The sequence below is a fragment of the Actinomadura sp. K4S16 genome (assembly GCF_008327685.1).
GTDB lineage: Bacteria > Actinomycetota > Actinomycetes > Streptosporangiales > Streptosporangiaceae > Spirillospora.
In genome coordinates, this window is record NZ_BDDE01000010.1 from 1028482 (window position 1) to 1042392 (window position 13911).

9 protein-coding genes and 1 pseudogene are annotated in these 13911 nt (G+C 72.1%); 4 read left to right on the forward strand and 6 right to left on the reverse strand.

The window, feature by feature from the left end; all coding sequences use genetic code 11:
• Nucleotides 1-189 precede the first annotated feature (189 nt).
• Entirely contained in the window at nt 190-762 is a 573-nt protein-coding gene (gene recX, locus K4S16_RS05540; protein WP_149257654.1) for a recombination regulator RecX, read from the reverse strand.
• A 160-nt stretch (nt 763-922) separates the two neighbouring features.
• Nucleotides 923-2038 (reverse strand): recombinase RecA, encoded by a 1116-nt coding sequence (gene recA, locus K4S16_RS05545; RefSeq protein WP_141577386.1) that lies wholly within the window; start codon nt 2036-2038, stop codon nt 923-925.
• A 242-nt stretch (nt 2039-2280) separates the two neighbouring features.
• Here recA and K4S16_RS05550 point away from each other — a divergent pair, with 242 nt between their 5' ends.
• The 3 genes from K4S16_RS05550 to K4S16_RS05560 all read left to right on the forward strand — a co-directional run bounded on the left by K4S16_RS05550 (nt 2281) and on the right by K4S16_RS05560 (nt 4791).
• Nucleotides 2281-3150 (forward strand): ATP-grasp domain-containing protein, encoded by an 870-nt coding sequence (locus tag K4S16_RS05550; protein WP_149257655.1) that lies wholly within the window; start codon nt 2281-2283, stop codon nt 3148-3150.
• A 114-nt stretch (nt 3151-3264) separates the two neighbouring features.
• Nucleotides 3265-3630 (forward strand): hypothetical protein, encoded by a 366-nt coding sequence (locus K4S16_RS05555; protein WP_235036588.1) that lies wholly within the window; start codon nt 3265-3267, stop codon nt 3628-3630.
• A gap of 3 nt (nt 3631-3633) precedes the next feature.
• Nucleotides 3634-4791 (forward strand): glutathionylspermidine synthase family protein, encoded by a 1158-nt coding sequence (locus K4S16_RS05560; RefSeq protein ID WP_149257656.1) that lies wholly within the window; start codon nt 3634-3636, stop codon nt 4789-4791.
• A gap of 28 nt (nt 4792-4819) precedes the next feature.
• On the opposite strand, the gene K4S16_RS05565 is transcribed toward K4S16_RS05560, so the two are convergent.
• The 3 genes from K4S16_RS05565 to K4S16_RS05575 all read right to left on the reverse strand — a co-directional run bounded on the left by K4S16_RS05565 (nt 4820) and on the right by K4S16_RS05575 (nt 7738).
• On the reverse strand, nt 4820-6034 hold the full coding sequence (locus K4S16_RS05565; protein WP_149257657.1) for an RNA-guided endonuclease TnpB family protein: 1215 nt from the start codon (nt 6032-6034) through the stop codon (nt 4820-4822).
• A gap of 206 nt (nt 6035-6240) precedes the next feature.
• Nucleotides 6241-6435, reverse strand: coding sequence for a DUF3046 domain-containing protein (locus K4S16_RS05570; protein WP_149257658.1), 195 nt, complete (start codon nt 6433-6435; stop codon nt 6241-6243).
• Nucleotides 6436-6445: 10 nt separating this feature from the next.
• Nucleotides 6446-7738 (reverse strand): alpha/beta hydrolase, encoded by a 1293-nt coding sequence (locus tag K4S16_RS05575; protein ID WP_149257659.1) that lies wholly within the window; start codon nt 7736-7738, stop codon nt 6446-6448.
• A gap of 437 nt (nt 7739-8175) precedes the next feature.
• Here K4S16_RS05575 and K4S16_RS05580 point away from each other — a divergent pair, with 437 nt between their 5' ends.
• Nucleotides 8176-12987 (forward strand): DEAD/DEAH box helicase, encoded by a 4812-nt coding sequence (locus K4S16_RS05580; RefSeq protein WP_149257660.1) that lies wholly within the window; start codon nt 8176-8178, stop codon nt 12985-12987.
• A 77-nt stretch (nt 12988-13064) separates the two neighbouring features.
• Here K4S16_RS05580 and K4S16_RS05585 read toward each other — a convergent pair.
• Nucleotides 13065-13862: pseudogene (locus K4S16_RS05585) on the reverse strand (DMT family transporter); the annotation flags it as partial.
• Between the last annotated feature and the right edge of the window lie 49 nt (nt 13863-13911).

Genomic DNA, 13911 nt, shown 5'->3' on the forward strand with positions numbered 1-13911 from the left:
GCCCTCCCGGCTCACGCGGACTTCCGGGTTCACGTGCCATTGCAGACTCACGCGCCTTCCGGGCTCACGCGCCGTTACCCGGCGTGCCCTTCCGGGCCCGCGCGGCCTTCCGGCTCGCGTGGGCTTCTGGGGCCGCGCGGTCTTTCGGGCTCGTGGCGGTCGTGGCGATGTTGAGGGGGTGGCGCGTGGTCAGTCGAGAGGGGTGGGGAGGGTTTCCGGGTCGGTGCCCTCTTCTGCCAGGGCTTCCTTCACGACCCGGTAGGACAGGCCGGGCGAATAGCCCTTGCGGGCGAGCATGCCGACCAGGCGGCGCATGCGCTTGGCGGGGTCGGCGCCTCGGGTGGCCCGGAGCTTGCGGGCGACCAGGGCGCGGGCCGTCTGCTCTTCCTGCGCCGGGTCGAGGGCGTCCACGGCGTCGTTGACGGTCTCGTCGGGGACGCCCTTGCGGCGGAGTTCGGCGGCCAGTGCGCGCTTGGCCAGGCCCCGGCCGGCGTGCCTGGACTGGACCCAGGCCTGGGCGAAGGCTTCGTCGTCGATGAGGCCGACGTCGGTGAAGCGGCCCAGCACGCGTTCGGCCACGTCGTCGGGGATGTGCTTGCGTTGCAGCGCGTCCGCCAACTGGGCTCGCGTGCGAGGGGAGGCGGACAGGAGGCGCAGGCAGATCTCGCGAGCCTTCGCCTCTGGGTCGGTGTCGCGGGCCTTCGCCTCCGGGCCCCTCTCGCGGGCCCCAGGCTCCGGGTCGGTATCGCGGGCGTCCGTCATCGGGAGCCGGTCCGGGCGGTGCCGTTGGCCGTGGGAGCGGCGGCGCCATCGGGGAAGTTCCGGGCACCGGTCGTGCGGTGCCGGGTTAGGCGCCGCCGCCCTGCATACGAGATCATCGCTTACTCGTCGTCAAGAGTCACCCGCCTCGGGGGATTCCCGGTCAGGAATCACCCGCCTTGGCGGCCTTGGCGCCCCGCTTGGCGGCGGGGGCCTTGGCGGGGGCAGCGGCGGCGGGCTCGGGCGCGGCGGCGGGAGCGGCGGGCTCGGCCTCCTTGTCGACCTTCGGGCCGATGCCGAGCTTCTCCTTGATCTTCTTCTCGATGCCGTCGGCGAGGTCGGGGTTGGCCTTGAGGAAGTTGCGGGCGTTCTCCTTGCCCTGGCCGAGCTGGTCGCCGTCGTAGGTGTACCAGGCGCCGGACTTGCGGACGAAGCCGTGCTCCACGCCGAGGTCGATCAGGCCGCCCTCGCGGCTGATGCCCTGGCCGTAGAGGAGGTCGAAGTCGGCGACGCGGAACGGCGGGGCCATCTTATTCTTGACGACCTTGACGCGGACGCGGTTGCCGACGGCCTCGGTGCCGTCCTTGAGCGTCTCGATGCGGCGGACGTCGAGGCGGACGGAGGCGTAGAACTTCAGCGCGCGGCCGCCGGTGGTGGTCTCCGGGGAGCCGAACATGACGCCGACCTTCTCGCGGAGCTGGTTGATGAAGATGGCGGTGGTCTTGGTCTGGTTGATCGCCCCGGTGAGCTTGCGCAGGGCCTGCGACATGAGCCGGGCCTGGAGGCCGACGTGGCTGTCGCCCATCTCGCCCTCGATCTCGGCGCGGGGGACGAGCGCGGCGACGGAGTCGATGACGACGATGTCGATCGCGCCGGAGCGGATCAGCATGTCGGTGATCTCCAGGGCCTGCTCGCCGGTGTCGGGCTGGGAGACCAGCAGGGCGTCGATGTCGACGCCGAGCTTGGCGGCGTACTCGGGGTCGAGCGCGTGCTCGGCGTCGACGAACGCGGCGATGCCGCCCTTCTTCTGGACGCTCGCCACGGCGTGGAGCGCGATGGAGGTCTTGCCGGAGCCCTCGGGGCCGTACACCTCGACGACGCGGCCGCGCGGCAGGCCGCCGATGCCGAGGGCGATGTCGAGGGAGATCGCGCCGGTGGGGATCACCTCGACGGGCGCCCGCGCCTCCTCGCCCATCCGCATGACCGATCCCTTGCCGAACTGCCGCTCGATCTGGGCGAGTGCGGTCTCGAGAGCCTTCTCCCGGTCGTTCGCTGCCATTGAGATGTCCTTCTCGTTGTGGTGTGTCGGCTCTCGGCCGCTGCTTGCGATGTCGAGGGCGACGTTACGGCGGGCCACCGACACTTTCGACCCCTGGACGCTCCGACGGCGGCGCCGCGGGCCGCGACCAGCTTACCGAACATCCGTTCGATCATCGTCCCACATGCCGATTTGCGGTGGAATCTCCGTGCGATCGTGGCCCCCGACCCGTAACCTGGCGGAGTTGACGGAGGGTTCCAATCATGACGCTGACCGTCCTCTTCTGCGTCGATCCGCTCCACCCCCGGCGCGTTGACCCCCACTTCGCCCGCGAGGCCGCCGCCGTGCGGGACCACTACGGCGAGATCGCCCTGATCGACCACGACGCGCTGCGGCGCGGGGACGTCGAGGACGCCGTCGACGCGGTCCCCTCGGACCTGGGCCCCGTCTGGTACCGCGGGTGGATGCTCTCGGCGGACGAGTACGGCGCCATGGCCGCCGCCTTGAAACGGAGCGGCACTGTCCTCCTGACGCACCCGGACGACTACCGCCGCGCACACGAGCTGCCTGGTTGGCACGACACGTTCGCCGGGCTGACCCCGCACAGCGTGTGGCGCCCCCTCGGCGCGGGCCAGGACCCCGGCCCCCTCGGCGAACTGGGTGAGCTCGTCAAGCCGCTGCGCAGCGGACCCGGCGTGGTCAAGGACTACGTGAAGTCGTGCAAGCACGAGTGGGAGGAGGCGTGCTTCGTCCCCGACGTGAAGAACCTCGCCCGACTGCACGACATCGCGGCCAAGATGGTCGCGCTCCGGGACGACCATCTGGCCGGCGGCCTCGTCGTGCGGGAGTTCGAGCAGTACGACGACGCGGGTGAGGCGCGCGTGTGGTGGGTGGACGGCGAGCCCGCGCTGGTCGGTCCGCACCCCGACAGTCCGGGCGTGGAGCTCGATCCCGACCTGGGCGCGGTGGCTCCCGCCGTCCGCGCGCTGGGGTGCCGGTTCATCACCACCGACCTGGCCCGCCGCACGGACGGCGCCTGGCGGGTCGTGGAGGTCGGAGACGGGCAGGTCAGCGACCTGCCGTCGTCCGTGGACGCGATGGACCTCTACGCGCATCTCCCGGTGCCGGACTAGCGGCCGCACAGGTTGCTGTGGGCGTGATCGAACCGGATTAAGGTCTTCATCGTCTTATGGCCTGTGACGGCCCTGACCGTCCGGTCGGTCCCTGCGTGAGAAGGACGTGTTCTCTTGCCCCCACAGGAGCCCCCTCGCCGGCTCAGCTCCCGCGCCGTGAAGGTGGGGATGGTGAGCGCCCTGTCGTTGACCCTCGTCGCCTGCGGCTCCGGTTCGACCACGGCGCGGTGCGTGGACCGGAACGCGCCCGCCAAGGGCAAGAGCGGGTACAAGGTCGTCTCGGACGGCTACTGCGACACCGGCGACATCGACCACGGGTCGCCCTCCTACGGCCGCTACTTCTGGTACTACGGCGGGAAGAGCCGTTCCGGCTTCGTGTCCGGCGGCAGCCGGTACCGGCCGGAGGGGAAGATCAAGTCGAGTGGCGGGCGGACGCTGAGCCGGGGCGGGTTCGGCGGCGGCGGCCGGGGCGGGAGCTGACCCGTGCGCCGTGTTCGTTCTCAGCCGCGCGAGGGCTGGGCGGAGAAGGTCGAGGCGCACGGCCTGGCCTTCCACCGCACCGCGCACCCCGAGCATCTGACCCGGCCCTACTGGGACGAGTCCGTGCACTACGTCTTCGACATGGACGAGGTGCTGGCCCTCGAAGGCGTCGTCGAGGAACTGCACCGGATGTGCCTGGAGGTCGTGGAGCACGTCGTGTCCACCGGGCGCTACCACGTCCTCGGCATCCCCGACTGGGTGGCGCCCCTGATCGAGGCGTCGTGGCGGCGCGGCGACCCCCATCTGTACGGGCGGTTCGACCTGCGCTACGACGGCCGGGGCCCCGCCAAGCTCCTGGAGTACAACGCCGATACGCCGACCGCCCTGGTGGAGAGTTCCGTCGTCCAGTGGTACTGGCTGCAGGACACCCATCCCGGGGACGACCAGTGGAACTCCATCCACGAGCGGTTCGTGGCGCGCTGGAAGGAGCTCGCGCCCGCCGTGGACGGCGGGCCGGTCCATTTCGCCTGGACGACCGGTGACGAGACCGGCGAGGAGGTCATGACGATCGCCTACATGCAGGAGACCGCCGAGGAGGCGGGCCTGCCGGGTGTGGCGATCGCCATGGAGGACATCGGCTGGGACGCCGCGCGCGGGCGGTTCGTCGACCTCGACGAGCGGGAGATCGGGACGCTCTGCAAGCTCTACCCGTGGGAGTGGATCGTCGCCGAGCCGTTCGGGCGCAACATCCCGGGCACGCCCACGTCCTGGATAGAGCCGATCTGGAAGATGGTGCTCTCCAACAAGGCCCTGCTCGTCCTGCTCTGGGAACTGTTCCCAGGCCACCCGAATCTGCTGCCCACCTACCTGAACACGCCGTCGGACCTGACCTCCTACGTGCAGAAGCCCCTGCTCGGACGGGAGGGCGCGAGCATGCGCATCGTCACGCCGGACGGTTCCGAGCAGAGGACCCAGGGCGACTACGGCGCGGAAGGCTACGTCTTCCAGGAGTTCTGCGCGCTGCCGGAGTTCGACGGCGAGCACCCCGTGCTCGGCGCGTGGGTGGTCCACGACGGGGCGGCCGGGATCGGCATCAGGGAGACGTCCGGGCTCATCACCGACGACACGTCGTCGTTCGTCCCGCACCGCATCCCGCTTTGACGTGCTCCCCGGCCTGAAGGCCGGGGAGTCAGTCCGTGCCGCGCGTTGACGCGGCATCTCTGCGGCTTCCTGTTTCGTCGACCCGCGCGACCGCGAGCGGCCGTCTTACCGGGTCTCCACAGGCGTTTAGCCTGTCCGCCCGCCCGGCGGCCAGGATGTTGATCGCCGCGTTGACGTCCCGGTCGTGGTCTGCGCCGCAGGCGCAGATCCACGACCGGGCGGAAAGCGGCATCGACTCGGCGACCGCGCCGCACGCCGAACACAGCTTCGACGAGGGGAACCAGCGGTCGATCCTGACGAAGGTCCGCCCGTACCGGGCGGCCTTGTACTCCAGCATCCGGGTGAAGGCCGACCAGCCCGCATCATGGATGCTCTTGGCCAGCTTCGTGCGCGCCAGACCCTTCACCGACAGGTTCTCCACGTACACCGCTTGGTTGTCACGGATGATGCTCGTGGAGAGCTTGTGGGCGAAGTCGCGGCGCGCGTCGGCCACCCGGACGTGCGCCCGCGCGACCTTGACGACGGCCTTCTTCCTGTTCGCCGACCCCTTCTGCTTACGGCTGAGGGTCTGCTGCGCCTTGCGCAGGCGTCGCTCCGCCCGGCGCAGGAACCGGGGATTTGTGATCTTCCGGCCGTCCGACAGGACCGCGAAATGAGTCAACCCCAGGTCGATCCCCACCTCGCCCGGCGTCGCGGGCAACGACTCGGCGGCGACATCGACCACGAAGGAGGCGAAGTACCGCCCGGACGCATCCTTGATCACCGTGACCGAGGACGGCTCGGCGGGCAGCTCCCGCGACCAGCGCACCCGCACATCACCGATCTTCGGCAGGCGCAGCCTCCCGCCCGCCGTGATCGAGAACCGGGCGTTGCGGGTGAAGCGAACCGCCTGCCGCCCGTCCTTGCGCGACCGGAACCGGGGCGCGGCGACCTTCGGCCCCTTCCGCCGACCGGTCAGGGAGGCCAAGAAGTTGCGGTAGGCGGTGTTCAGGTCCGCCAGAGACTGCTGCAGGACGACGGCCGACACCTCGCCCAGCCATGCCCGCTCGCCGGTCTTCTTTGCTTCGGTGATGACCTGCTTGGACAACTCCCCGTCGGAGATGTACGGCAGGCCCGCCTGACGGGCGTTCTGGCGTGCGCGCAGCCCGTCGTTGAACACCACGCGGGCGCACCCGAACGCCTTCGCCAGCTTGACCTGCTGGCCCGGCGTCGGATGCACACGGTAGTTGTAACGGAGCTGCACGTCGCCATAGTGTCAGTGACAGATGCTGAAAGTGACGGCATCCGCACTTGTAGGCACGGTGTTCTTGAGATGCATGCGCACTTGGTCTTCGTGACGAAGTTCCGATACAAGGTGCCCAGCACCTGTCCCGGATGACCTCCCAGCCCGAACCTCCGCCCCCACCCTTAGATGGGAAGGGCACCTGCCCGCACGACTGTAGCGGGCCGCTACTGCAGGGCGGAGGGGACGTCGAAGGTGGCGACGACGGCCCGCCAGACCTTCTTGGCGGATTCGCCGTCTGCGAGGGCCTGCTCGATGGTGCGGCCGCCCAGCTCGGCCATGACGTAGTCCTTGGCCACGCTCTCGGCGTAGTGCTCGCCGAACTGCTGGTTCATCCGATCCCAGAAAACTGTGAGCCGCACACGTCCCACGCTATCCGACGGTCGGCTCTCCCAAGGACCGCGTCACCTCGCCGGGGACCTCGGGAGCACGGCCCTGGCGGTACTGGCGGTGCAGTCCCGTCAGGTACCGTTCGACGCCCTCGATGACCCTGGCCGTCCGGTAGGAGGGGAACACGTCGAACGCGTGCTGGGCGCCTTTCATCTCGGCGTAGAGGACGGGCGAGTCCGAGACCTCCCTCAGCCGCTCCACGAAGCGGCGGGCCTCGGCCGCCGGGATGAGCGAGTCGCGGCTGCCGTGGATGACGAAGAAGGGCGGCGCGTCCTCGCGGATGTAGGTGACCGGGGACGCCTTGGCGTAAGCCTCCCGGTCCTCCGCGAAGGGCCGCTTGACGACCATCCGCTCCAGGAGACGTGTGTCGCCCATGGGGCGAGGCCATGGGCCCGGCTCGAAGAAGTTGTAGACGCCGTAGAACGGGACCGCGCCCTGCACGGTGGTGTCGGCGTCCTCGAAGCCCGGCTGGAACTCCGGGACGTTCGCGGTGAGGGCCACCATCGCGGTGAGGTGCCCGCCGGCCGAACCGCCGGTCACGCAGAGGAAGTCGGGATCCGCTCCGTACTCCTCGGCGTGCTCCTTGTACCAGGCGACGAAGTGCTTCAGGTCGACCAGGTGGTCCGGCCAGGTGGCGCGGGGGCTGAGCCGGTAGTTGACGTTGAAGCCGACCCAGCCCTGGAGGGCCATGTGGTTGAGCAGCGGCAGCCCCTGCTCCCGCTTGTCGCCGATCACCCAGGCTCCGCCGTGGATCTGCATGAGCCCTGGACGGAGCCCGCCGCCGGTACGTCCGGCGGCATCGCGCTCACCGTCGGGACGGAAGACGTCAACCTTCAGGCGCAGGCGGCCTTCCTCCCGGTACACGATGTTGCGTTCGACCTTCACTCCCCTGCGCGGGACCAGGCACAGCGGGGGCACGATCAGGTGGCCGAGCGGGTAGCGCGGCGCGCCTTCCGGGTCGAGGTCGAGGGGCGCGCCGCTTTCCCGCAGGGTGACGACCGTACGGCGCGAGGCCGCGAGAGTGGCCGCGACTCCCGCCATGCCGAGGAGCGCCAGGACGAGCCCCGCCCAGCCGGCCCAGCCGTCCAGTCCCCCGAAGGCCGCGGCGAGCGCCGTGGCGGCGGCCCAGGCGACCAGGACATGCGGCGCCAGCTCGATCGTCAGCCAGCCCGCGAAGAAGCTCCCCGCGAGCAGCAGGGGGCTGCGCCGCGGGGCGTACGCGTTGGCGGCCGTGAGGGCGAACAGGAGGCCCAGGGCGAGGAGGACGTAAGGCATCAGGACTCCCTTTGCGGAGCATTGGCCTGCCCGCCATACCTTGCCCACACAAGCGCTTGCTTACAAGAGTTTCTGTGGGGGACGCCCCTCACACCCCCGGATCGCTTCGCTCGCCTGTGCCCTCCTTGGGGGGACGACCCCCACACCCCCCGATCGCTTCGCTCGCCTGTGCCCTCCTTGGGGGGACGACCCCCACACCCCCCGATCGCTTCGCTCGCCTGTGCCCTCTGTGGGGGGACGACCCCCCACACCCCCCGATCGCTTCGCTCGCCTGTGCCCTCCTTGGGGGGACGACCCCCCACACCCCCCGATCGCTTCGCTCGCCTGTGCCCTCTGTGGGGGGACGACCCCCACACCCCCCGATCGCTTCGCTCCTTTTTGAGGTGACACACACCACGCGGGCGCATTCTGTCGGACCGGCGAGGCAGTATGGCGCCATGGGCGGTGACGTGCTCGAACGCTTCTCCCCGGCGACCCGCGCCTGGTTCACCGGGGCGTTCGCCGCACCCACCCCCGCGCAGGCGGGGGCCTGGGAGTCCATCGCCGGCGGCGACAGCACGCTGGTCGTCGCGCCGACGGGGTCCGGCAAGACCCTGGCGGCGTTCCTGTGGTCCCTCGACCGGCTCGCCACCGAGGCCGTGCCCGAGGAGGCGCTGCGCCGCTGCCGCGTCCTGTACGTGTCGCCACTGAAGGCCCTAGCCGTCGACGTCGAACGCAACCTGCGCGCCCCGCTGGCCGGCATCCGCCACGCGGCGCGCCGCCTCGGCCTGCCCGAGCCCGGCGTCCGCGTCGGGATGCGGTCGGGCGACACCCCGGCCGACGAGCGCCGCCGGCTGGCCGTCAAGCCGCCCGACATCCTGATCACGACGCCGGAGTCGCTGTTCCTGATCCTCACCTCGCGGGCGCGCGAGTCGCTGCGCGGGGTGGAGACCGTCATCGTCGACGAGGTGCACGCCGTGGCGGGCACCAAGCGCGGCGCGCACCTCGCGCTGTCCCTCGAACGGCTGGACGCGCTCCTCGAACGCCCCGCCCAGCGCATCGGCCTGTCGGCGACGGTCCGCCCCGCGGACGAGGTCGCGGCGTTCCTCGGCGGGACGCGGCCCGCCACCGTCGTACAGCCGCCCTCCGAGAAGGTCTTCGAGCTCGACATCGTCGTCCCGGTGGAGGACATGGGCGAGGTCGGCCAGTTCGTCGACGACTCGGGGGCGGCCGACCCGCGCCAGCGCAGCATCTGGCCCCACGTGGAAGACCGCCTGCTCGACCTCATCCAGGCGCACCGCTCGACGCTGGTGTTCGCCAACTCCCGGCGCCTGGCCGAAAGGCTGTGCGGCCGGCTGAACGAACTCGCCTACGAGCGCGCCGCCGGCGAGCCCCTGCCTGAGGACCACTCCCCCGCGGCGACGATGGCCCAGGCGGGTGCGGCCAGGGGGGCGCCCCTGGAGATCGCCAGGGCGCACCACGGCTCCGTCTCCAAGGAGGAGCGGGCCGGCATCGAGAACGCTCTGAAGGAGGGCCGCCTGCCCGCGGTCGTGGCGACGTCCAGTCTGGAACTCGGCATCGACATGGGCGCGGTGGACCTCGTCGTCCAGGTGGAGTCGCCGCCTTCGGTCGCCAACGGGCTCCAGCGGGTCGGGCGGACCGGTCACCAGGTCGGCGCCGTGTCCAAGGGCGTCATCTTCCCCAAGTACCGGGGCGACCTCGTCCAGACGGCCGTGGTGGCCGAACGCATGCGCGGCGGCGAGATCGAGGAGCTGCGGTACCCGCGCAACCCCCTCGACGTCCTCGCCCAGCAGATCGTCGCGATGGTCTCCATGGACGAGTGGACGGTCGACGACCTCGAAGCCCTCGTCAAGCGCGCCGCCCCCTACGCCACGCTGCCCCGGTCGGCGCTGGAGGCGTCCCTCGACATGCTCGCCGGGCGCTACCCCAGCGACGAGTTCGGCGAGCTGCGCCCCCGCCTCGTCTGGGACCGCGTCACCGGCGTCCTGCGCGACCGTCCGGGCGCCCAGCGCCTCGCCGTCACCAGCGGTGGGACGATCCCCGACCGGGGCCTGTTCGGAGTGTTCCTCGTCGGGGAGAAGGCGTCGCGCGTCGGCGAGCTCGACGAGGAGATGGTGTACGAGTCGCGCGTGGGCGACGTGTTCGTCCTCGGTGCGAGCTCCTGGCGGATCGAGGACATCACCCCCGACCGGGTGCTCGTCTCCCCCGCTCCGGGCCAGCCCGGCAAGCTGCCGTTCTGGCACGGCGACACGCTGGGGCGCCCCGCCGAACTGGGCCGCGCCCTCGGTACGTTCACCCGGGAACTGGTCGGGTTGTCCCCCCAGGAGGCGCAGGAGCGCGTCACCGCCTCCGGCCTGGACGACTGGGCCTCCGCCAACCTCGTCTCCTACCTGAACGAGCAGCGCGAGGCCACCGGCCACGTACCCGACGACCGCACGATGGTGGTCGAACGCTTCCGCGACGAACTCGGCGACTGGCGCATGGTCGTCCACTCGCCGCTGGGCGCGCGCGTGCACGCGCCCTGGGCGCTCGCCATAGCCGGCCGCCTGCGCGAGCGGTACGGGGTCGACGCGCAGGCCATGCACGCCGACGACGGCATCGTCATCCGCATCCCGGACATGGACGAGCCTCCCGGCCTCGACCTGGCCGTCTTCGACGCCGACGACATCGAGCGCATCGTCGTCGACGAGCTCGGCGGATCGGCGCTGTTCGCCGCCCGGTTCCGCGAGTGCGCGGCGCGTTCCCTGCTGCTCCCCCGCCGCCGTCCCGACAAGCGCATGCCCCTCTGGCAGCAGCGCCAGCGCGCCGCGCAGCTCCTGGCCGTGGCGAGCAAGTACCCGTCGTTCCCGATCGTGCTGGAGACGATGCGCGAGTGCCTGCAGGACGTGTTCGACGTCCCCGGCCTGGTGCAGCTCATGCGCGACATGTCGGGGCGCAAGGTCCGCATGGTGGAGGTGGAGACCTCCGAGCCGTCCCCCTACGCGCGCTCCCTGCTGTTCCACTACGTCGGCGCGTTCATGTACGAGGGCGACTCGCCGCTGGCGGAGCGCCGCGCGCAGGCCCTCGCCCTCGACTCGGCGCTCCTCGCCGAGCTGCTCGGCCAGGCCGACCTGCGCGAGCTGCTCGACCCCGACGCCGTCGCCGAGACCGAGCGCGAGCTCCAGCGCCTCGCAGTCGACCGCCGCGCCCGCGACCTGGAGGGCGTCGCCGACCTCCTGCGCACCCTCGGCCCGCTCACCACGGCGGAAACGGCCGAACGCACCCTCCCCGCGGGCGTCGACGCCTCACCGGACGACGGCGCGGCACTGCCAGCGGCCGATGACGCGGCAGCCGGCCCTGCCCCAGGCGCGGCGGAGGGCACCGGCACGGACACCGCCGATACCAAGGCCGCCGATACCGAGGCCGCCCGTTCCGAAACGGCCGGTACCGACTCCGGCGGTACAGAGGCCGCGCGTACCGGGACCCGTGCGGAAGAGGTCGCCACCGCTGGAGTGGGCGGGGGCGTTCCGGACGGGGTGCTCGTCCAGGTGTCGCGGTGGCTGGCGGAGCTGGAGGCGACGCGGCGGGCGATCCGCGTGCGGATCGCCGGGGAGGAGCGCTGGGCCGCGATCGAGGATGCCGGCCGGCTGCGGGACGCGCTCGGCGCACCGCTCCCGGTGGGGATTCCGGAGGCGTTCCTCGAACCGGTCGACGACCCGCTCGGCGACCTGATCTCCCGGTACGCGCGCACGCACGGGCCCTTCCGGGCGGCCGAGCCCGCCGCGCGGTTCGGGCTCGGCGTCGCCGTGGTCGTCGAGACGCTGCGGCGGCTGTCCGGGGCGGGGCGCGTCGTCGAGGGCGAGTTCCTGCCGGTCGGGTCCGTGGCGGGGCCGCTGACGACCGAGTGGTGCGACACGGGCGTGCTGCGCATGCTGCGGCGCCGCTCCCTGGCGCGGCTGCGCGCCGAGGTCGAGCCGTCCCCGCCGGAGTCGCTCGGCCGGTTCCTCCCGGCCTGGCACGGCATCTCGGGCGGATCGCGGCTGCGGGGCATCGACGCGCTCGTCCAGGCGATCGAGCAGCTGCAGGGCGCGGCCGTGCCCGCGTCCGCGCTGGAGTCGCTGATCCTTCCCTCGCGGGTGCCCGGCTACACCCCGGCCATGCTGGACGAGCTGACGTCCGCCGGCGAGGTCGTCTGGGCGGGCCAGGGCGGCCTGCCGGGCGGCGACGGCTGGGTGGCGCTGTACCTGGCCGACACGGCCCCGCTGCTCATGCCGCACCCGGCCGAGATCACGCTCTCGCCCGCGCACCAGGCCGTCCTGGACGCCCTCGGCGACGGGGGCGCGCTGTTCTTCCGGACGCTGTCCGACCGTGTGAACAAGCAGGTCACCGCGAGCGACGCCGACCTCGTCACCGCCGTGTGGGATCTCGTGTGGTCCGGCCATCTCACCAACGACACGCTGGCCCCGCTGCGGTCCGCGCTCGGGTCCGGCCGTCCGACGCACCGGTCCCGGACGACGCGCCGCGGGCGTCCCGTCCTGCCGTCCCGGACGGGTCCGCCCACGGTCGCGGGACGCTGGTGGCCGCTCCCCGAGCGCGAGTCCACCGCCACCCTGCGCTCGCACGCCCTCGCCGAATCGCTCCTGGAGCGGTACGGCATCGTCATCCGCGGCGCCGTCGCGGCCGAGCGCACCCCTGGGGGTTTCTCCGCCGTCTACCCGGTCCTGCGCGCGTTCGAGGAGACGGGCCGCTGCCGGCGGGGGTACTTCGTCGAGGGGCTCGGGGCCGCCCAGTTCGCGCTGCCGGGGGCCGTCGACCGGCTCCGCGCGCTGCGCCCGGCGACGGCCGCTGCACCGGACGACATCTCCGCCCTGTGGGAGTCGCCCCGCAAGCCCGAGGTCCGCGCGCTCGTCCTGGCGGCGGCCGACCCCGCCAACCCGTACGGCGCGGCCCTGCCCTGGCCCGAGCGCGACGACGAGGTCGCCAGCGGCCACAAGCCGGGCCGCAAGGCCGGCGCGCTCGTCGTCCTCGTCGAAGGGCGCCTCGTCCTCTACGTCGAACGCGGCGGCCGGACGCTCCTGACCTGGGACGACGGCCCGGGCGTCCTGCAACCGGCCGTGGACGCGCTCGCCCTCGCCGTCCGCGAGGGGGCGCTCGGCAAGCTGACCGTCGAACGCGCCGACGGCGAGGCGATCGGCGACTCCCCGCTGGCCGCCGCCCTGGAGTCGGCCGGATTCCACCCCACGCCGCGCGGCCTGCGCCTGCGCTCCTGATCGCGCGGGCGCCGCAGCGCCACGGTCACGGCGGCGGCGCACACCAGCATGCCCAGGAGTGACGGCAAGGTCAGCGTCGTGCCGAACATCATCCAGCCCAGCAGCATCGTCGTAGGCGGGGTGAGGTAGAGCAGGGCGGAGACGCGGCCGACGCCCGTCCGCCGGACGTTGACCCAGTACAGCCCGTAGCCGCCGAACATCGCCAGCAGGACGAGGATGGCGATGGCGGTCCAGAAGACGGGGTCGGCGGGCGGGACCAGGGAACCGTCCGCACCGGCGAAGCCCGAGAACACCACCGCGCTCACCCCCGCCTGGACGGCCAGGGCCTCCGGAAGCTCCAGCGAGGGGCGCGTGCGGCGCTCCACGAGGGTGGCGCCGACGAGGGAGAGCATCGCGGCGAACGGCAGCGCGTACGCCCAGGCGGGTGCGCTCCCGTCCAGGTCGCCGCCGACGACGAGCGCGACGCCGCCGAGCCCGGCGACGAACCCGGCGAGCCGCCGGCGGCCGACCGGCTCGCCGAGCACCGGCGCGGCGAGCGCGACCGCGACGAGCGGCTGCAGCGCCGTGATGAGGCTGTTGATCCCCGCGGCGACGCCGTGTTGGGCGGCGAGGAACACGCCGGCGAGATAGCCGACCTGTCCCAGCGTCCCGATGAGCGTGTGCAGGGCCAGGTCCCGGGGCGGGATCCGGCGCCGGCGCCACAGCAGCCACACGGCGAGCGCGCCGGCGCCGATGATGAACCGCCAGGCAAGCAGCGCGCTCGCGGGCGCGGCCCGGGTGCCGAGTTCGGCGCCGACGAACCCGGAGCTCCACATGACGACGAACGCGGCGCCCAGCAGGACGTCCGATCGACGGTCGCGCATGAACCCTCCCATGTATACATACCGGTATAGCTACAACGGTAGCTATACCGGTATGTATACT